Genomic DNA, 19,986 nt, shown 5'->3' on the forward strand with positions numbered 1-19,986 from the left:
CCTCAATCGAATGAGAATCCCACAAAATAAGTGCTAGTGATGTTATAAAATATGGGTCATGCTATGAGATATATTTTATAACATCACTAGCATATAAATGGCGTCTTTATCCTAAAATCATGATCTTATAAACAGCGAGCCGACCGTGTCCAAAGATACCGAGCACACCTATAACAATAGCAGCCACTCTCAAGCTGATGAATCTGACGCTAATGAAATAGACGATAAGCGCTTGATTGATGATAGCGTTTATCAATCATCTACTGCTGAAGATAAAGACGTTAGCAAAACTGAGATGTCAGATGATACCGAGGCGACAGAAAGTTTAGAAGACGGAGATTTCTCTGAAGATATGAGCGAAGAAGATAAAGAAACCATCAAAAAAGTCGCCAATGATGATAACTTGAGTCAAGCAAAAAGCTATGCCAGTATCTTGGTTGAGCAAGTGATGGATGCCAAAGAAACCTTTGAGCGCTCGCTTGGCTCGCTATTTACCAGTGCTTTTACCGCTGGGCTTGAGATTGGCATTAGCTTCTTTATGATTTTATCAGCTTTTGCGCTGTTGAGTGGCGTACTACCAAGCCAATACGCAATCGTGCTCGCCTCCCTACTTTACCCAATTGGCTTTATCATCGTCGTCATTGGTCAGTCGCTATTATTCACCGAACAAACCTCATTATTAAGCCTGCCTGTCTTAAATAAAATTGAGCCGCTACGTAAACTGCTGCGGCTATGGGGCATCGTCATCGCTGGTAATATCGTTGGCGGCTGTATCTTTGCAGCGTTAATGATTGGTTTAGGGCTGCATATGCATCTGTTTACAGACCATGCTATCGATGTTTATGCCGAGCATATCTTAGGTTTTGAGTGGTGGGTGATATTTGGTAGCGCAGTACTGGCTGGCTGGATGATGGGGGTGGCTGCATGGCTCGTCACCTCGGCACGCGATACCCTTAGCCGTATCGTTCTGGTCACTCTCATTACTGGCAGTATCGGATTTTTGGGTTTGCATCACAGTATCGTGGGCAACATCGAGGTGTTTTCAGCATTGCTATATGGCAATACTGTCAGCTTGTGGCGCTACTTGGTATTTTTGGTGGTGGTGATATTGGGCAATACCGTCGGCGGCGTGGTATTTGTCGCGGTTCTCAAAAACCGTACTTTCTTATTTCAAATCGAAAAAGTAAAAGAACAAACGGCTAGTGAACAAGCGGAAGCTAGAAGCAGTATAAATACCCGCCGACCTTGACTTGATTGGTATTGGTTAATGCTAAATGCTATAAATAGATAATTCACCTATTACCCATAACAAGGTTCAATATTTAAACCTGTTATGGGTTTTCAGCATCTACAGCATACGCGCTGCCAACACGCTATTTTCTATTTCAGATTTTCTTAGCTTATCGTGTTGAGCGCTAAATATGCGCACCAAAATCCCCGCGCTTAAGAACATCACCAAGGTATAAATGGCTGGCATCATCGACATGTCGTAGTTAGACAATAGTGTCAATGCCATAAATATCGACAAGGTGCTATTCTGCAAACCGACTTCTAGCGTCACCGAGGTTCTTTGCGCCCAGTTGAGACCGAACCATTTACTACTATAATAACCGAGCGCCATGGTTGAAAGGTTTAATAATACCGATACGGGACCCGTAGCGATAAAGGCGTCGACAATGATATCGCGTTGCACATAGCCCAAAAATAGCACTAAAAACGTTAAAAATATCACCCCAAATCGAGACACATAGACTTGTGAGCGATCGGCAACGGTTGGTGCATAGCGTTTAATCAGCATGCCGACACTAATAGGCACTATCGTCAGCACCACCAAAGTCAGCATCGTTTTTACTACTGGTAACTCAAACTCACTACCGCTGCCCATAAAATAAATCAATGAAAAGCTCAGCACAATGGGAATGGTAAAGACGGTAATCACGCTCGCGATCGCGGTCATCGTCACCGACAGCGCCACATCGCCTTTGGCTAAATAGGTAAATAAGTTTGAGGTAGTGCCACCCGGACACAATACGAGGAGCATAACCCCGACGGCATACTCTGGGCGTAATGGCATGATATTGGCCAAGGCAAAGCCAATGATAGGTAACAGTATCAACTGATTGGTCAAGCCAATGCCGACTGCTTTTGGGTATTTTAAAACCCGTTTAAAATCGTTGGTGACGAGAGTCAGACCCATGCCCATCATGATTAAAAACAGACAAATAGGAATGATAACTGAATTGACTAACGTGACTATTGCAAGACCTTCCATAACTACATCCTTGTAGATAAAAGCTGTTTATAGGTTCATTTTATAGACCGAGTATGCTGATTAAATGACGCCTGATTAGCAATCCTTGCTAAGGCGTGTCCTCATAATCAATAGCCGTTAAACACCGACAATCAACTAAAAAACAGCAAAAAATAAGACAGGGTAAAAGCAAGTATATAGGGGTAAAGTCGCCCTTATTTGCTTTATTCAACGACTCATCAGTCAAATATGGTGTTTGGGTTTACAGAACGATGAAATATCATTGAACAGCAACCTTCAATCACCACCACCTGAATCACCGCTACTTGAGTCGCTGCTGCCTGAATCACTACTGCTTGAATCACTACCATCGCTATCGTCAAGATTATCCTGATCCCAAGGAGAGTCCAAAGAAATTGGTGAATTGTCGCGGCTTCCAAACCAACTGGCGACTTTTATGACGATATAAAAGATCATAAATCCAGCGATAATCTGTAGAACAAGCATGGTTTATTCTTTATAAATAACAGGTGAGGTAAGTAAGAAACGGTATAGATGAGAGACAATCAAAACGCATGACTAGCATTCAATCGTAGATATTGATTACATTAATTCTGAGTGATTCATTGCGCTTTAGAGTTGCTCACGGCTGTTCACTGCAGTGCCATAAGCGATGGCTTCAACCATACTGCCCAATTGATTGATATTGCTGACTTCTAGACGTAAGCCGTAGATATGGTTATAGCCTTTGGCTTGTGCTTCGGTACGCATACGTACAAGAGCCTCGCGGCGGGCACGGTCGAGTAAGGTCTCGTACGTGGTCAAGTTTTTGCCAAAGATGCTCAATAGCCGAGCGATAATCATTTTGAAATAATCTTGGGCAATAACCACGCTACCAAGTACCAGCTCGCCCTCAGTATTGGCAACAAGTTTCGGCACATAAAAGCGCTCACTTGAGACCATAATATGGCTTAATTGTTGCTCTGCAATGCTTAATTGCGCGAGATGTTGGCGCTCATGACGCGACCCAAAGAACCAACCAGCAGCGAATAGTAAAATAAACGGTGCGTAATTGATAAGCATTTGGGTAAGGGAATTATTCATGGCACGTCTCTTGTCATAAACTTATCAGAAAAAAGCGTCGATGCTTTAAGATTTGGTTAGCTAACCAAAAGGGTTGAAACGTGGCAAGTCATCGGTCGCTGTCGGTGCAGAATTTTGTAGATTTGGCTGTTGACCAGACTGATGATGAGAGTCGCTTGGTGGGGTTTGGTAGACTTGCTGCGGCATCGGTATGGCTTTGACAGCCGTGCCATAGACAAACAATTCAGAAGCTCCCTGCGCGATGCTAGAGGTCGAAAAACGTAACCCCACCACCGCATCTGCACCCAAAGCTTCTGCTTTGACAATCATCCGATCGATCGCCTCTTGGCGTGACTCTTCTAACAGCTCGGTATAAGCCGTTAACTCACCACCGACGATATTTTTTAGTCCAGCAAACAAGTCTTTGCCGACATGTTTTGAGCGCACGGTACTACCGTACACCACATCTAAACGCTCGGTGATTTGGTAGTTGGGCAAATGCTCAAGATTGGAGAGTTGCACAGTCATAATACGACCTTATCGGTGACGTTATATAGACAGCGTCAACTTGGATATAGACCAAACCACGCTGTCCCTATATTGATAAAAAAGGCTAATCGTTGGTATGGAACAATAAAAATAACTCGGTCAAATTGCCTTCGATGCTATTGGCCATTTGTGCCAGCTTGTCTTCATCTTTACGCATCTCTGCAAGCTCTGGATCTTCATCATCGATACCACTTAGCAAAATCATTGGTAAGGTCAAGACAGCCACATCTTCAGCCGTTTCTTCATCTTCAAACCAATCGCTGGCTTCGTCGCCATACATCGCATCGACAAAGCCAATGGACCAAGCAACGATATCTGATTCATCTGAAAAATCGACAGCCACTTCTTCATCACCCGCATCTTCGCCAAACGGTAGCTCAATAGGCGTCTCGTTTTTTAGCTCAGCGATAATGGAATCGCGCCAGCGCTGGATACCGTCGATGACGTTTTCTGGGATTTCACTAACATGACCTTCAAACAGTGCATCCAGCCAATTCGGTAATGGGCGCCCAATGACTGTCGCTGTCAAAAAACCATGCGCGGCGACACTATCAAGCACAAACGGGCTCTCTTGATTGTCCAAATAGTCTAATAATTCATCGAAGCTTAATTGGTTACTCATGATGTAATTGTCCTTGAAAGATAGAGTGCGGCAGTCGCCATAAACGATCGGTTAAGTGCAGAATAGTGGATAATTTGAAGGTAAAAATGGTTTCGGTAAAGCACCCAAACCATCTTTATAAAATAAGAATCATTGCATAGAGCGGGTGGCGAGCAACCGTCAAAAAGTAACGATCGCGATATCATTAGCATTACACTGTCAGCTAATATGCCGTTATTAAAAGGCTTTAGTCGGCTGAAATGACTGAGCACTTTCACATTAGGCTATGACTTAAGTTTAAAAACTAAAGATCGTCATCATCCCAATCATCGCCATCTTCATCGAAATTGTCTATATCATCTAGATCATCCTTTAGCTCTTTGGCCAAACGCTTCTCTTCTAGCAGATTATCGATCAGTCGACGCTTCTCAAGACTACTTAAGCGCGTACGCACGCTCGTCTCGGCCTCTTCCACCATCTTTGCATCATCATCGTCGACAAAATCATCATCAAAATCGTCGTCAATATCAGCGTCACTCATGACAAGCTCCTATCATTTTTAGCAAGGGTATTAAGAATACATTAATATATATATGCCTTATAAAGTCTCTACTTCACGTTGTCAATGCTTTTTATTATTACTGCCTTATTTTTAGGCTGTTTAAAGATAACGACAGAGACAATATCTCAGACAATTGTATAGTAATAAGCGAATATAAGCAGCATTAAATAGCCAACTCATCTGCGCTTTCAATCATCAATACCGCATTGCGCACATCCGCTAAGCGTTGGATCATCGAATCATTACCACCATCGAACACGGCACATTCACGCTCATAAACCGTGGTTGGGCGCATGATACTCTGTACCTGTACATGGTGGCTGATTTGCTTAAGACCTGCATTGGGTAACAAAATCAGCATTTGCTCTTTTTTGCCGACGCTGTGTAATAATTGTGTCATTGCTTGCGCCTGTGCATCATCGCTGACACCTGCTTTAGCAGGAAGGGCAAAGCGGCTTAGCTCAATGTGCTTGTCATGGATGATTTTGTTGAGCATCAAATACAGCTTGCCCAGCATCACGCCTGCTAACGCCACTTTGGCATGGCTATTGTCCGCCTTTAACAACACACTAGCACCCGTGTCATCGAAACGCGGCTCGTTCATCGCGCTGACACCCAACAACAATGGCTGCTTAAGTAACTCGGTCACCGCTTGGTTTAATAGCTGCGTACATAATGCCAAATAAGGTAAACGCTGAGCCGGTGCCAGACGCTCAAGCATATTGAACTCGTCATGGAACACAATCTGCACTCTCACACTGTCAAATGAGCGGGTGGCAGACAACCGAGAGGCGCTACCAGATTTAGGAGCACGGCTTATCTCATCTTGGGCAGCACCATTTGCTGCATCATGCTCCGCTCGCTCTTCAGTCGTACTATCGATAGGCTGACTATCAGAGCCAGTGGTATCAGTCGCCGCTTGATTCTGTTGCGTTCTTAAGTACTGGTTTACTTCACTATGTACATCCAATTTATGTGCATTGGCTGGCTGACCGTCCGTCGCACTCTCTACAGAATGCTCCGATGTTTCTTTATCCATATCCGTGGCACGGCGTTCAAACTCCCGATCATAACTGCGCTGATCGATTTGCATATACTGCTCACGATGCAAATCTTGAATATCGCGGCTAAGCGCGTTAATTTGCTCTTTGGTTGGACGGGCAAGGTAACCATAAACCAGCCAAAGCAACAAATGCAGCAGCATCGTACCGATGACGAACGGCCATTGCATAGCGATAATCTCGCCTTTGCTAATATCTTTTAACGTCAACGACACACTGCCAATCACCGAATCGCCATTGGTAGCAATCTGCCGAATGGTATCACCTTGCTGCATGGGCGCATTGCCAACAGGCACCAAGATGTCGTCGTTATTGTCTTTAATCAATATGCGCGTCACGTCTTGCTCGCTGGTATAGCGATTGGCAATGACACTTAAGCTGACACGGTCTTTATTTTCTAAAGACAACCTTGCTTCATCAATCAGCTGGGCGACCATCTGCTCGCCTTTTAACGCACGACTTTTGCTCAGCTGTTGATCGGTGCTGATGACCAATAACAACGTCTGCAAACAAAAACTAACCAGAAGAATAATGGCAAACAACCCTTGCCGCGGCGCTAAATACGTCATGATATGGTAAACTTTTTTGGATAAGATAAATTAAAAAAACAAGGCTATCCCTCATTTTTTGGCGAATTTAAAAAAACTATAATAGTACGCATCTTAATAAGTATGTATTGAACTTAAGTACCATAACCCGACACCTCTGTTGTTGCCTAAAATAACATTTACAACAAGGTTTGGTTACTTAAAAACTGCTGTCTCAAATACTAATACTCAGGATAATCTACGGCACATTTGGTAAGCGGCGACTGCGAGCATTATTGTGGATATCATCATGAATACAGTCCGCTTATCTTATCTACTATATCACCATAATAAGTCTTATAGCGTTAGTAGATTTATAAATTTATCATAATAATCACATTCAATTTCAAATGATTTTTCAATGATTGCTGCCATCTTTAATCGACGGTGATACTTTGCGCGTCATCTATAGGCGCTGCCGAGTAAAGCTGCTATTATTCCCAATCTTATATGAGCATACAAGGGACCATTGAGCCATGCCACACAATACATCTTACTCGTTACCAAAAGACAGCAAAGCATGGCAACAAGCCGTTGACTCTATTGCGTCACTGTTACCAGATAACACGAACTTACAAGATTTTGATGCGCTACAGTCCCTGCCAGTTTTTGCTCTTATTGTTGTGCTACCGACCAAAGTATCGACGCTTGATATCCACCAGTATGTGCAATCATGGGTCGATGAACAGCCAAGCTGGCATTTGGTCACCGTCGCTGAAGATACTGACGCCAGTTTTGTCAATATTACCGTTTCTGATACAGAGCCAACGGCAGCAAACGCACAGCGCTTGCCTTTTACTCAAGCACAAGTGTTCCGCTATTTGTTGGTACCAGTCACTGATACGCTCATGCATCCTGGCAAAAAGACCGCAGCAGCTCACATCATTGATGATCAGTTGACTACGCGCTTGCGTCATGACTTGACCGAAGCTTATAACGATAGTCATCAAGCGAGTAGTGCTGAACGCTTAGATATTGTCGATTGCCATATTTTATCAGTCGGTCATATGCTACGTACCCACAAGCTTGCCTGCTTTGATATGGATTCCACCTTAATCGAGCAAGAAGTCATCGTTGAGTTGGCAAAAACAGCGGGTATCGGCGAAGAAGTCGAAGCCATTACGGAAGCGGCAATGCGCGGTGAAATGGATTTTGATGAATCTTTTGCCCAGCGTGTGGCGTTACTAAAAGGCATCTCGACCGATGTATTAGATGATATCTGCAATCGTTTGACGCTATCAATGGGCGCTCGCACTACCATCAGTGCACTAAAGGCTTTGGGCTACCATACCGTACTGGTATCAGGCGGCTTTACCTACTTTGCGCGCTACATCGCTGAGCAATTGGGCATTGACGAAGTTCACGCCAACGCCCTAGATATCGACGAAGGGGAAGTCACTGGTCACGTACAGCTGCCCATCGTCAATGGTACCAAAAAAGCGGCTATCGTTGAGCATACTGCTGAACGTTTAGGCATCGAGATGTCACAAGTGGTCTGTATCGGTGACGGTGCCAATGATTTACCGATGATGGGCATTGCAGACCTAGGCGTCGCCTATCATGCTAAGCCTATTGTGCAAGCACGTGCTGATGCCGCCATCAATGTCACAGGGCTTGAAGGCATATTTTATGCCCTTGGTTATCCAGCACTTGCGCCTACAGAGTAACGACTACACTCGCAATACCATACCATGGAGCTAGGTTAGTGTTTTTAACATTAATCTGGCTTTTACGTCTTATCGCATTGCGACATTGCAACATTGCAACAGTCAATTTTCGCATCACTGTCCTAGCATACTTAGCGGCATCGCATTAACTTTCACTGTGCTTTCAAATAAAAAAGGATTGTCCATGACGGCATCACCATCACCGCGGCAAAATGAGCCGTCAGCGCCACAACCACTGGATAAGAGCAGCACTGCTGTATCCTCCGATAGTCCAAAGCAACTATTTGGGGTTTATATCAGAGGAATGGCCATGGGGGCAGCGGATATCGTACCGGGTGTCTCTGGCGGCACCATTGCGCTGATTGCTGGTATTTATGAGCGCTTGATTAACGCCCTGAGTAGCATCGGCCCCAATCTCTGGCAGATATTTCGACAGGAAGGCGGAATCAAAGGTTTGGTTGCGGTGTGGCGACAAGTTGATGCCACTTTTTTGTTGTTTTTGTTATTGGGAATCGCCACCAGTTTTGCTACTTTAGCCGGTATTATCAAACACCTATTAGATAATCAACCGTTATTTATTTGGTCGTTATTTTTTGGACTGGTTGTCGCAACGGTATTTATATTATTGAGTGAGATTCAACGTTGGAATATAGGGCGGGCTGCACTATTCGTGACTGGTCTTGTTGCCGCTGTGGTCATTAGCAGCTTACCATTACTCACGACCACACCAAGCTTGCCTTATTTGTTTTTTGCAGGAGCAGTCGCTATTTGTGCCATGATACTGCCCGGCATATCTGGGTCTTTTATCTTATTACTATTAGGTGCTTATGACGCAGTATTAGAAGCCGTACATAGCCTTAACTTTACGATAATCTTCACGGTCATTGCGGGTATGGCAACGGGATTGTTATTATTTACTCGCGCACTTAAATGGCTATTGTCTCGCTACTATCAGGCAACTTTAGCCTTGCTCACAGGTTTTATCGCAGGCTCGCTTGTGAAAGTATGGCCATGGAAAGTAGATGCTTTAGGCGCGCTTAATAGTGACGCGATAAACAACGTGATGCCATGGCAATATCCTACCGGACCACATTGGCTAACCACTGTAGGACTGATGCTGCTAGGCGCGATTTTAGTCTCACTATTGTCTTGGTGGGGCACTCGTAGCAATCGCGTTTAATCCTACCTTAAACCTGCATCATTCTCTTTTTAAAACCCAAAAATCTTTCTCTCTACTCTTAATAATAAGCGCCCATCCTTGCGGCGCTTATGCTTAAACCTTGCCATACAAAACCATCAAAATGTGCTAAAAAACCAAACGTCAACGGTTGTCGCAAAGTCGCCTATCCCCTCTTTAGCTTTGTTCCCCAAACTTTCATAATGACTCTATTGGAATTCACCTTATGAATAGCGAGATGAATGATGTTACTGACTATATTTTCAGTTATTGGTATAGAAACGTGGAGCACGGCGGCACTGCTTGGTTATAGCTTGCTGGCAGGCTTGATTTTAGCGCTTGCCTTATCCTCACAGCGCTGGCTGCTCTGGTATCTATTTGGTGGTATGGCATATTGGCTAGCGGTTGAGGCGATTCAAAGCATTGTGGCGGGTCGTCCTATGCTATCAGAGCTGTCAGAATGGCACAGCTATATCATCGCCATGGGTATCAGTTGGTTGCCTTTAGCGGGCTGGGTGCTGTATCGGGCACTACGTTACGAGGATGTCAGTCAATCCGTTCAGCAGCAGCGTCAATTGCAAGCGGCACGCTATATCGAGCACACGCCTGTTTATGATGACGACTACCAACCGCGCTTCCACTGATAGAGTCGCGCTTATATCAACGAGCGACGCTGTTAGGTTGCCTCATTCTCTACTTACGGTACTTTCACTTGCCTTTTATATAGCCTGTATTACATTATCTTTATCCGACTGTATCTCGTCCAAAAAGTACGATTAACCTGCCGTCAAATTCGCTCAATCTAGCATAGGTAGTGCGAGCATTCATTTTCGTTGCTATTCTCTTTTCTACTGTCATTTTTATAAATATTAACAACTTATTTTAATCAAGATGACGTCCTTGGATGTTACAAGATACTTAACGCTCTCTACGTAACTCCTAAAGAATAGCAACCTCTCTATCGTTTATAATCTAGTTATATATTTGTCACAAAAATTGTTATAAAGTACGCATTATTTTGCGTCTCATTCTTTAGGAGTTCGATTATGTTTACTGTTCCTGTATTAGATATTAAATCTGATCCGTTAGATGTGCTATTGGCTGTGATTGGCTATCGTTTGTCTATGCTTGCTGATAGTGATAACGAAGATGTGAAAGCACTATTCGCTGATCGCAATGTTACGATTGAGCTTGCCAGCACTGAAGCGGATATCGCCCGTTATTTTGTCTTTGATAATGGTAGCTTCAGCCAATACAGTGGTCATGCTAAAAAAGCAGACCTCACCATCAATTTCAAGGATTCGATGACAGGTGTTAAGCTTTTGACCAAAGGCAATCTTCCTGCCTTTATGACTGCTGTACAAGAAGGCAACCTCAGCATCGAAGGCGATTACAGCCTAATGATGTGGTTCAATAAACTTGCTAAGCATATCGTGCCAGCTATTCCAGAAGAATGTAAACCTTATATCCAAAAAGCCAAGCCTTATGCTTATAAAGCACAAAAACTTGCCAACCATTGGATTGGGGTTGCTAAGCACAAACTTGGCAAATAATGACGTAAATAGATCGACGTAAATGAAGAAAACAGATCACGATTATTTAGCGCTCAGTTACTTTACTCTTTCGCAGTGCTCTGATTTTCTAAAAAGGTTGCGGTATACTATATCGCAGCCTTTTTTATTACCTAAAATTTTATGGCTTTACACACAACTCTTTTAACCACTATTCTCTTAAAAATGATTGTTTCAAAAACTATTATAAAAGGAATTATATGATGGCAGGATTACTTAACATCTCAGAGCCTAATGCCAGTAGCCCCACTGACACATTCAATAATAAAAATAACAGCCACAGCGGCTTGGACAATGACTTTTTAAACAACTTAACAACGGATGCCACCGCCAGCCAACAAATGACCCGTAAGCATAGCCGCGAAGAAATCGCCGAACTGTTTGATTTACCTTTAATGGATTTGTTGTTGCAAGCGCAAACGATACATCGGGCGAATTTCACTGCCAATGAAGTGCAAATCAGTACTTTGTTGTCGATCAAAACAGGTAACTGTCCCGAAGATTGTGGCTATTGCTCACAGTCAGGTCACCACCGCGACACGACTAAATTACAAGCAGAGAAGCGCATAGAAGTCGATAAAGTCATTGCTGCGGCCAAACGTGCCAAAGCCAGTGGCTCGTCACGCTTTTGTATGGGTGCGGCATGGAAACATCCAAGCGCCAAAGACATGCCCTATGTGGTTGAGCTGATCAAAGAAGTCAAGGCATTGGGACTTGAAACCTGTATGACCCTTGGTATGCTAGATACCAATCAAGCGACGCAACTGGCGGATGCTGGACTCGATTATTACAATCATAATCTAGATACCTCACGTCGTTATTATGAGCAAGTCGTCAGCACTCGGAGCTATGACGAGCGCTTAGATACGATAGATAACGTGCGTAACTCAGGCATCAATGTCTGTAGTGGCAATATCGTCGGTATGGGTGAAAGCCGTGATGACCGTATCGATTGGGTACATGAGCTGCTAAAAATGCCCAAAGCGCCAGAGTCAATTCCGGTCAACTTACTCGTCCCTATTGCAGGTACACCAATTGGTGATAAAGTCTTGGAAGAAGGTCAACTGTCAGTGATTGAGTGGATTCGTACTATTGCCGTAGCACGTATTTGCTGCCCGACCAGCTATGTGCGTTTGTCTGCTGGCCGCGAAAGCCTATCCGACTCTGAGCAAGCCTTGGCCTTTATGGCAGGTGCCAACTCATTCTTTTATGGCGATAAATTGCTGACTACTGGCAATGCAAGCCAATCAGGCGATGACAGACTCATGCGTGAGCTTGGTCTAACAAAGCAATTTGCTGCGCCAAGAGCGCCCAAAGTATTGCCTGTGATGGATGCGATGAGTGGTCAGCAATCGCAAGTGGTGATGGCAGAGTAGCGTTTTTTATCGCTACCATTATTGGATAATCTGCGCTAAGCTTGCCGACATTATTGATGATAAAATATTAAATCGTAAGAGAGAATGTGATGGCAGATTATTTCAATTGGATTAAAGCGGCGCATATTATATCGATGGTCTGCTGGTTTGCTGCGATATTTTATTTGCCACGCTTGTTTGTCTATCATGCGATGAGTGACGACAGCATCAGTCACGAACGCTTTGCTATTATGGAGCGCAAGCTCTATCGCGGTATCATGACACCATCGATGATAGCCACATGGGTCTTCGGTCTATGGATGTTGGGGCTAGGCTGGGAGGTGTATAAAACCCAAGGCTGGTTACACGTCAAGCTCTTATTAGTGGTGCTACTCTCTGGCTATCACGGTGCTTGTGGATTTTATCGTAAAAAGCTAATGGATAATCCGCATTATAAGACGCATAAATTTTGGCGCTGGTTTAATGAAATTCCTGTGTTTGCTTTGGTGATTATTGTGATTTTAGTAGTAGTAAAGCCCTTCTAAAATCCAGTAAACATGCCCATAACTGATTTTTAGATCTGAACACTTCTAAACTAAAAGCGTCCGTTACTTATTAAAGTAACGGACGCTTTTTTTAGGACATCATAAATATGAAAGCTTAAACACTAGGGCGCATGATTTGATAGACATTACTCAAATCATAAACACGGTAACGCGCAGGTTCGCGGCGGTTTTCGCCCGCATAGCTGAGGATCAGTGCTTGCTTTGCACGCTCATCAACCCAGCCGACGAACAGTCCACTATGCTCGACGCCATTATAGCCATGATTGATATAATAGAGCCAATCCCCAACTTCAATCTCGCCACTATTGGCATACGGACCTTGACCATAAGTACCTTTATGAATGGTATCGCGTGTCACCCCGGCGCGTTTAAACACGGCATTGAGATAGTCCCAGCAGCCACCTTGAATGATCGCACGCTCATTCAGCGCCATCTTGCGGGCGGTGCTAACCACTTCACGGGCAGCCAAACTACTCTGCATCTCCGCACTGCTCAGTAACGGTAAATACTCGCTATCGACATTATCATAATTACCCGATAAAAAAGCGGGCATCACTGCTGGTGCTTGACGCGCTACTTCAGGATAACGATAGGATGTCTGAATCACTGGTGGAGTACTGGAAGAATTTGAGCGATAAGTTCCTGCACGTTGAATGGTAGAACGCGTACTGACTTTGGCAGAGGGCACGGCTGAGTACGATGGTGTATAACGAGCACTAAAATCAGATTGCACAGATTTTTGGGCGATCAGCGCACTCATACTATCGGCATGGGCCTGACCTACTAAGCCAACGGTAAACAATAAAAGACTGCACGACGCGGTGACCGACGACGACATAGACAATGACACAGGCAAACGCGACATGACCAACTCCTTGTCAATAAAATATAAATGACAACATAAACCATAATAATAGGATGTTCTAATCTTACTTATAAACCATTTAGACATGACGCTGCAAGCATTATTCGGCTCAAATGGCCGATAAAAGGTATAAAAATGCAGACTAATGGTTAGATAAGAAGAGCACGTAGAAAAACGATGGAGAGCTGGCGCTAAATAAAAAGGAAATAAAATAAGCAGTTTTAGATTAAATACTGCGTAGATAGAGTGCTGAACAGATAAAATACTATCTAAGATATAAAATTGCTGAAATAAAATACTGCTCAGAGAAAGCCACTTAGGTTTTTTATAGCCCAATCCAGTAGATAATTGGCTAAGAAATAAGCTAATCGTTACTCATTTTAATATTCACATGGCGCTTGCCCAATGCTTGACCTTGCAAAATAGCTTTGGCAGCGGTTGCCTCTTGGATACTATCAAAACCACTAATATGGTATTTGCGTATATCATCACAATCAACAATCTGTAATTGCTCACCAATAAGCATGACTTTATCACCGTCAGTCAACTGAATATGCTGACGCTTACCTTGATTGTCATGCACCAGCTCACCCGCACGCAGCCACAAAATGCCGCTGCTGATGACACCAGCCATGGCTTTTTTCTGTTGTTGGCGTTTTCGATTAAATATAAAACTACCAATAATCAGTAGCGCCAATGCCCCTATAGCTAAGCGCTCAGGCAGCAGACTCATTGCCAAAGCAACCGCCACTGCTCCTATTAATAATGCTGAGCCAAACCAAAACATGCCATCATCAGTCGTTTTTGGCTGATCTTGTAGCGTGATTTTGGCACCATCGTCGGTCAGCTTGAGCATGCATGACTACCTGTTACAGAGTAATAAGAAAGTAAGGATTTAATGAAAATACGATGAGCAAGTAGTCATCAATAGGACTACCAACCCAAGGCTGTTTTTTGCATAGCAATCAGCTCAGCGATGCCTTTTTCGGCAAGAATTAGCATATCGTCGGCTTGAGCGCGGGTAAATGGCTTTTCTTCCGCTGTTCCTTGTAGCTCAATAAATTCGCCTTTTTGGGTCATAACCACATTCAAATCAGTATCACAGCTGGCATCTTCTTCATAGTTCAAATCTAGATACGCTTTGCCGTTTTTCATACCAACAGAGACCGCAGCGACCAAACCGATCAGTGGATCTGCCTTGAGTTTTTTGCTTTTTTGGATACTCTCTAATGCATCGATAAGCGCAATAGCAGCCCCCGTCACACTAGCAGTACGAGTACCGCCATCGGCTTGCAAAACATCACAATCAAGATAAATGGTATTTTCACCCAGCTTACTCAGGTCAATCATCGCTCGTAAGCTACGACCAATCAAACGCTGGATTTCTTGGGTACGACCTGATTGTTTACCACGTGCCGCTTCACGTTGGTTACGCGTATTCGTCGCGCGTGGCAACATGCCATACTCAGCAGTGATCCAACCTTTGCCTTTACCTTTGAGCCAACGCGGAACGCCAGATTCAACACTAGCGGTACACAATACTTTGGTATCACCAAAGCTGACTAACACTGACCCTTCGGCATGCTTAGTATAATGGCGCTCAAAGCTGATCGAGCGAAGTTGGTCAAGCTCACGATTGTCAATACGCATAAAAATCCCTAGTACAATGTTTTAAAGGCGGTGTCATAAAATGAGGTGTCTGTCATTATGTGGCTAACCGTCATTTATCTAGCAAACTATTAACAAGCTAAAATAAATAATAATTGGATGCCATAGCAGACGTAAATATTGAGATATCCTAACGTGGCAGCGGCGCAATAGCAAGATTCGTTCGAGCTATTGCGCCGCTACTTGAGCCAGTCATTGGCTTAACAAAGAAATAGCACCAACTTTATTCTAACCCTTCCATCTTACGCAATTCTTTACGCAGGATTTTACCCACGTTTGATTTTGGTAATTCATCGACGAACTGTATGTGACGCGGACGCTTGTAACCAGTCAGTTGCTTTTTGCCAAAATCAAGCAACTCTTGCTCGGTCACATCGCCTTTTTTGACCACAAACAACTTGGGCTCTTCACCGCGGTCATCGTTTGGAATACCGATAGCGCCGCATTCTACCACAGCTGGATGCTCGCTCATGGCTTCTTCAATTTCGTTCGGATAAACGTTAAAACCAGAGACCAAAATCATATCTTTTTTGCGATCAACGATTTTGATAAAGCCTTTTTCATCCATGATACCGATATCGCCAGTTTTCAGAAAGCCATTGGCAGTAAACGTTTCAGCTGTTTCCTCTGGACGATTTTGATAACCTATCATCACCTGCGGACCTTTGACACAAATCTCGCCGCGATCACCCAATGCGACTTCATTTTCATCATCATCGATTAGTATTATATCGGTGCTAGAGGCAGGAATACCAATTTTACCCGTGAATTCAGCAATGGTCATCGGGTTAAAAGCAGCCACTGGTGAGGTTTCTGACAAACCATAACCTTCAACGATAGGCAGACCAGTGATTTTATGCCACTCTTTTGCCACGCTTGGCAAGACAGACATACCGCCACCGATAGACGCTTTTAGGTTAGAGAAATCTAAGTCTGCAAAGCCGTCTTTGTGTACTAGACCGTTAAACAAAGTATTCACCGCAGGGATAAAGGCGGGTTTGTATTTGGCCATCTCTTTAATCAAACCATCCAAATCACGAGGGTTTGGGATAAGCAAGCCTGCATAACCTCGGTACATGCCATACATGCCGCAGACCATAAATGAGAATACATGATATAGCGGTAGTGCCGTCAGGATGACATCATTGGCATCAACATCATCATCAAATGCACTGTCCATCAATGCACTAATCTGTAGCATATTGGCAACTAAGTTACCGTGCGACAGCATTGCACCTTTGGCAACCCCTGTCGTACCGCCCGTATATTGCAATAATGCCACGTCGCTTAAATTCAAATCAGGGCGTTTATATTTGCTGGCTGATACTGCATTTAAAGCGTGCTTAAAACTCACGCTGTTTGGCAGACTATAAGCCGGAATCATTTTTTTGACATGGCGCGCAACGAGGTTAACGACGGCTCCTTTCACTGTTCCTAGCATATCGCCAATCTTACAAACGATGACATGCTCAACCTGACCTTTGTCTTCTGCCTCTTGATAGGTGTTCGCAAAGTTCTCTACAATGAATAGGGCTTTGGTGCCACTATCATGCAGCTGATGCGATAACTCTCGGCTGGTATATAAAGGGTTGACGTTGACCAACACCATACCGGCACGGATGATCCCCAAAGCAACCACTGGATATTGCAGGAGGTTGGGCATCATCACCCCAACTTTATCACCTGTTACCAATCCTAATGATTGTAAGTAACTGGCAATTTGGCGACTGTATAAATCCAATTCCTTAAAGCTAATCGATGCACCCATACAAATATAAGCCGTTTTTTTCCCATAACGGCTAAAGTTACGCTCAAACACATCAAGTAAAGAGGTATTGTCATCAGGCATATCGATAGTCGCATCAATGCCATAACGCTCATAAGTTTTCAACCATGGGCTGTCACTATCTATCGTCGGCATAGTAGGAAATACGCTGTCTTTATTATTCATTGCAGCGTTATCGTTTGTGGTCTCTTTATTGATACTGTCGGTCATAATTTTCCCTAAATGTTACCGTTAAAAACGTAGAATAATCTAATGAAAACACCATTATTTTTTGTGATTGATCAATGACAGCAGAAGCTTGTGAATAAAAAACGTGGTAACAAAAAAGGTTTGTCATTCACAAGCTTTGTCAATCAAAGCGCAACGTTAAGTCCTTGATAAATAGCATAATAACTCAGCACTACCGAATTAAAAACCCCTTTATCCCTGATAGTTTTATCAGAGATATAGCGCAAAACTAACGTCATCTCGTCGATAAATAGACAAATATGTCGGTAAGCACTATAGCAGTTTTGCTAAAAATTCTCTATCTCTACCTGACTGGGTTATAGCGACAAAAAAAGCAATAAATACAAAAAATGATAAGGCAGCATACCAGCAACCTTACCATTTTTGGATCACGACACCCAGTATCACAACCACCACTATCACGACAACTTAGCATCCTGATAGTTTCTTTCAGATTTAGTTCGTAGCGTTAGTTGGTAGCTTTAGTTTTTATCATTAGTATCGTGGTGACTTATCATGATGACTTTACGAGTGCCTAACAAACAGTAGCAGACACTCATAAAAATACTCTGGCACTGAAGGCTAGTTTATTAACCGTGGTTCTGTTCTTCCAGCACGCGCAAATCTTTGTGCAAAATCTTACCGACATTTGACTTTGGTAGCTCATCGATGAACTCAACATAACGAGGACGCTTATAACCAGTTAAATTCTCTTTGCTATAAGCAAGCACTTCTTCTTTAGTCAAACTGTCATCACTACGCACGACATAAATCTTTGGCACTTCGCCGCTCTTTTCATCTTCGATACCGATGACACCGCACTCTAAAATCTTTGGATGACCTGACATCACATCTTCGACTTCGTTTGGATAGACGTTAAAGCCTGATACCAAAATCATATTCTTTTTACGATCAACGATTTTAAAGTAGCCTTCTTCATCCATCACGCCGATATCACCCGTACGGAAATAACCGTCAGACGTCATGACTTCAGCAGTAGCATCATCACGTTTCCAGTAGCCTTTCATAACCTGTGGACCACGAACACAAATCTCGCCACGCTCACCCAGTGCGACCTCATTGCCTTCTTCATCCAAGATAGCCATGTCTGTCGCTGGCATCGGCAGACCAATATTGCCTGAGAATTCGCCCGTACCTTCTGGGTTTGCTGACGCCACAGGAGACGTCTCTGACAGACCATAGCCTTGTACGATCACATTACCAGTAATTTTTTGCCATTTGTCAGCGGTGTCTTTTAATACTGCCATGCCACCGCCCATCGACATCTCAAGTTTGCTATGATCTAAGGCTTTAAATGGATCGCTATTTGCTAAAGCATTAAACAGCGTATTGACCGCTGGGAAAAACGCTGGTGGATAATCTTTGTAAGCTTTGATTAAGCTTGCGCCGTCACGTGGGTTTGGTACCAGTAGCCCGATACAGCCGCGATATAAGCCAAACATACCGCAAACGGTAAACGAGAAGATATGATATAGCGGCAAGGCGGTCATGATAACTGGCTGCTCATCCATACCTTCAAACTTATCAAAAGCATCGCCAAGATAGGTATCACACTGAATCAGGTTGGCGACTAAATTACCATGCGTGAGCATCGCCCCTTTAGCAACACCTGTGGTACCGCCGGTATATTGCAAAACAGCAATATCATCAAGGCAGATGTTATCTGGACGTTTGTAATTTTTGGCTGAGAAGCGATTCAGCGCCGTTTTGAAGTTGGTGCTGGTTTTAAGGTTATAGTCAGGTACAAGCTTCTTCACGTGACGCACGACCATATTGACGATAAAGCCTTTTAATGGACTCATCAAATCACCCATCGAGGTCACGATGACATGGTCAACCAAGTCCTTACCAATGTCTTCATAGGTTTTGGCGAAGTTTTCTAAAATAAATAATGCTTTGGTATCAGAGTCTGTTAGTTGATGCTCAAGCTCTTTTGAGGTGTAAAGCGGGTTAACGTTAACCAAGGTCATGCCAGCACGCAGCACACCCAATACGGCAACCGGTAGCTGCAAAATATTTGGCATCATGACGCCGACTTTATCGCCTTTTTTTAACCCAAGTGATTGCAAGTAGGCAGCAATTTGTTTGCTATAACGATCTAAATCTTCGTAGGAGAGTTTTGCATCCATACAGACAAACGCTGTCTTGCCAGCGTGCTTCGTAAAATTCTGCTCAAATATATCGATTAAAGAAGTATTAGCGGCTGGCATATCAATGTCGTATTGAATACCAAGCTTTTCGTAAGTTTTGACCCATACTTTATCGTTACGACGAATTAGGTTACTGTGATTTTCCATAATCTTTTCTCTCCTAGTAATAGTACGCTACCGTCAACCCATGCGAATCACAGTGTGATAAAAATATAACAACTCAGAGCACAGGCTTGTC

19 protein-coding genes are annotated in these 19,986 nt (G+C 43.6%); 7 read left to right on the forward strand and 12 right to left on the reverse strand.

The genetic code is table 11. From position 1 onward, the window contains the following. Positions 1-145 precede the first annotated feature (145 nt). Positions 146-1,249, forward strand: coding sequence for a formate/nitrite transporter family protein (locus Q6344_12585; GenBank protein WLG13422.1), 1,104 nt, complete (start codon positions 146-148; stop codon positions 1,247-1,249). 99 nt (positions 1,250-1,348) lie between these two features. On the opposite strand, the gene Q6344_12590 is transcribed toward Q6344_12585, so the two are convergent. The 7 genes from Q6344_12590 to Q6344_12620 all read right to left on the reverse strand — a co-directional run bounded on the left by Q6344_12590 (position 1,349) and on the right by Q6344_12620 (position 6,676). After that, the gene (locus Q6344_12590) at positions 1,349-2,272 is read right to left on the reverse strand and encodes a bile acid:sodium symporter family protein (GenBank protein WLG13423.1); all 924 of its coding nucleotides are present in this window, start codon (positions 2,270-2,272) and stop codon (positions 1,349-1,351) included. A gap of 276 nt (positions 2,273-2,548) precedes the next feature. After that, positions 2,549-2,758, reverse strand: a complete 210-nt coding sequence (locus Q6344_12595) for a hypothetical protein (protein ID WLG13424.1) — start codon at positions 2,756-2,758, stop codon at positions 2,549-2,551. Between the two features lie 126 nt (positions 2,759-2,884). After that, a complete protein-coding gene (locus tag Q6344_12600) occupies positions 2,885-3,355 on the reverse strand; it encodes a heavy metal-binding domain-containing protein (GenBank protein ID WLG13425.1) in 471 nt (156 codons plus the stop codon). A 60-nt stretch (positions 3,356-3,415) separates the two neighbouring features. Beyond that, complete coding sequence (locus Q6344_12605) at positions 3,416-3,862, reverse strand: YbjQ family protein (protein WLG13426.1); 447 nt, start codon at positions 3,860-3,862, stop codon at positions 3,416-3,418. Between the two features lie 85 nt (positions 3,863-3,947). Beyond that, positions 3,948-4,505, reverse strand: coding sequence for a YecA family protein (locus Q6344_12610; protein WLG13427.1), 558 nt, complete (start codon positions 4,503-4,505; stop codon positions 3,948-3,950). Between the two features lie 283 nt (positions 4,506-4,788). Beyond that, the gene (locus Q6344_12615; protein WLG13428.1) at positions 4,789-5,025 is read right to left on the reverse strand and encodes a hypothetical protein; all 237 of its coding nucleotides are present in this window, start codon (positions 5,023-5,025) and stop codon (positions 4,789-4,791) included. Positions 5,026-5,209: 184 nt separating this feature from the next. Continuing rightward, complete coding sequence (locus Q6344_12620) at positions 5,210-6,676, reverse strand: hypothetical protein (protein ID WLG13429.1); 1,467 nt, start codon at positions 6,674-6,676, stop codon at positions 5,210-5,212. 494 nt (positions 6,677-7,170) lie between these two features. On the opposite strand from Q6344_12620, the gene serB reads away from it, so the two are divergent. The 6 genes from serB (at position 7,171) to hemJ (ending at position 13,009) form a co-directional block, all read left to right on the forward strand. Beyond that, positions 7,171-8,361: a phosphoserine phosphatase SerB gene (gene serB / locus Q6344_12625; GenBank protein WLG13430.1), complete on the forward strand. Its 1,191-nt coding sequence runs from the start codon at positions 7,171-7,173 to the stop codon at positions 8,359-8,361. A 184-nt stretch (positions 8,362-8,545) separates the two neighbouring features. After that, positions 8,546-9,541: a DUF368 domain-containing protein gene (locus Q6344_12630; GenBank protein WLG13431.1), complete on the forward strand. Its 996-nt coding sequence runs from the start codon at positions 8,546-8,548 to the stop codon at positions 9,539-9,541. A gap of 239 nt (positions 9,542-9,780) precedes the next feature. Further along, complete coding sequence (locus Q6344_12635) at positions 9,781-10,182, forward strand: hypothetical protein (GenBank protein ID WLG13432.1); 402 nt, start codon at positions 9,781-9,783, stop codon at positions 10,180-10,182. Positions 10,183-10,584: 402 nt separating this feature from the next. Beyond that, positions 10,585-11,091 (forward strand): SCP2 sterol-binding domain-containing protein, encoded by a 507-nt coding sequence (locus Q6344_12640; protein ID WLG13433.1) that lies wholly within the window; start codon positions 10,585-10,587, stop codon positions 11,089-11,091. Between the two features lie 359 nt (positions 11,092-11,450). Further along, on the forward strand, positions 11,451-12,485 hold the full coding sequence (bioB, locus tag Q6344_12645; protein WLG15218.1) for a biotin synthase BioB: 1,035 nt from the start codon (positions 11,451-11,453) through the stop codon (positions 12,483-12,485). An 89-nt stretch (positions 12,486-12,574) separates the two neighbouring features. Further along, positions 12,575-13,009 (forward strand): protoporphyrinogen oxidase HemJ, encoded by a 435-nt coding sequence (gene hemJ / locus Q6344_12650; GenBank protein ID WLG13434.1) that lies wholly within the window; start codon positions 12,575-12,577, stop codon positions 13,007-13,009. A gap of 115 nt (positions 13,010-13,124) precedes the next feature. Here the strand turns inward: hemJ and Q6344_12655 are convergent, their stop codons facing one another. From Q6344_12655 to Q6344_12675, 5 genes are all read right to left on the reverse strand, one after another. After that, a complete protein-coding gene (locus tag Q6344_12655) occupies positions 13,125-13,895 on the reverse strand; it encodes a hypothetical protein (protein WLG13435.1) in 771 nt (256 codons plus the stop codon). Positions 13,896-14,259: 364 nt separating this feature from the next. Next, entirely contained in the window at positions 14,260-14,751 is a 492-nt protein-coding gene (locus tag Q6344_12660; GenBank protein WLG13436.1) for a hypothetical protein, read from the reverse strand. A gap of 77 nt (positions 14,752-14,828) precedes the next feature. After that, complete coding sequence (gene rph / locus Q6344_12665) at positions 14,829-15,545, reverse strand: ribonuclease PH (GenBank protein ID WLG13437.1); 717 nt, start codon at positions 15,543-15,545, stop codon at positions 14,829-14,831. A 241-nt stretch (positions 15,546-15,786) separates the two neighbouring features. After that, positions 15,787-17,559, reverse strand: a complete 1,773-nt coding sequence (locus Q6344_12670; protein WLG13438.1) for an AMP-binding protein — start codon at positions 17,557-17,559, stop codon at positions 15,787-15,789. A gap of 608 nt (positions 17,560-18,167) precedes the next feature. Then, positions 18,168-19,895 carry an AMP-binding protein gene (locus Q6344_12675; GenBank protein WLG13439.1) on the reverse strand — a complete coding sequence of 576 codons (1,728 nt, stop codon included), beginning with the start codon at positions 19,893-19,895 and terminating at the stop codon, positions 18,168-18,170. Positions 19,896-19,986 lie beyond the last annotated feature (91 nt).

Source organism: Psychrobacter cibarius (genome assembly GCA_030686115.1).
Taxonomy (GTDB): Bacteria; Pseudomonadota; Gammaproteobacteria; order Pseudomonadales; family Moraxellaceae; genus Psychrobacter; species Psychrobacter cibarius_C.

Coding starts and splice junctions, on each gene's coding strand:
- Q6344_12590 (WLG13423.1), bottom strand. CDS start 2,272: ATGGAAGGTCTTGCAATAGTCACGTTAGTCAATTCAGTTATCATTCCT.
- Q6344_12595 (WLG13424.1), bottom strand. CDS start 2,758: ATGCTTGTTCTACAGATTATCGCTGGATTTATGATCTTTTATATCGTC.
- Q6344_12600 (WLG13425.1), bottom strand. CDS start 3,355: ATGAATAATTCCCTTACCCAAATGCTTATCAATTACGCACCGTTTATT.
- Q6344_12605 (WLG13426.1), bottom strand. CDS start 3,862: ATGACTGTGCAACTCTCCAATCTTGAGCATTTGCCCAACTACCAAATC.
- Q6344_12610 (WLG13427.1), bottom strand. CDS start 4,505: ATGAGTAACCAATTAAGCTTCGATGAATTATTAGACTATTTGGACAAT.
- Q6344_12615 (WLG13428.1), bottom strand. CDS start 5,025: ATGAGTGACGCTGATATTGACGACGATTTTGATGATGATTTTGTCGAC.
- Q6344_12620 (WLG13429.1), bottom strand. CDS start 6,676: ATGACGTATTTAGCGCCGCGGCAAGGGTTGTTTGCCATTATTCTTCTG.
- serB (WLG13430.1), top strand. CDS start 7,171: ATGCCACACAATACATCTTACTCGTTACCAAAAGACAGCAAAGCATGG.
- Q6344_12630 (WLG13431.1), top strand. CDS start 8,546: ATGACGGCATCACCATCACCGCGGCAAAATGAGCCGTCAGCGCCACAA.
- Q6344_12635 (WLG13432.1), top strand. CDS start 9,781: ATGATGTTACTGACTATATTTTCAGTTATTGGTATAGAAACGTGGAGC.
- Q6344_12640 (WLG13433.1), top strand. CDS start 10,585: ATGTTTACTGTTCCTGTATTAGATATTAAATCTGATCCGTTAGATGTG.
- bioB (WLG15218.1), top strand. CDS start 11,451: ATGACCCGTAAGCATAGCCGCGAAGAAATCGCCGAACTGTTTGATTTA.
- hemJ (WLG13434.1), top strand. CDS start 12,575: ATGGCAGATTATTTCAATTGGATTAAAGCGGCGCATATTATATCGATG.
- Q6344_12655 (WLG13435.1), bottom strand. CDS start 13,895: ATGTCGCGTTTGCCTGTGTCATTGTCTATGTCGTCGTCGGTCACCGCG.
- Q6344_12660 (WLG13436.1), bottom strand. CDS start 14,751: ATGCTCAAGCTGACCGACGATGGTGCCAAAATCACGCTACAAGATCAG.
- rph (WLG13437.1), bottom strand. CDS start 15,545: ATGCGTATTGACAATCGTGAGCTTGACCAACTTCGCTCGATCAGCTTT.
- Q6344_12670 (WLG13438.1), bottom strand. CDS start 17,559: ATGACCGACAGTATCAATAAAGAGACCACAAACGATAACGCTGCAATG.
- Q6344_12675 (WLG13439.1), bottom strand. CDS start 19,895: ATGGAAAATCACAGTAACCTAATTCGTCGTAACGATAAAGTATGGGTC.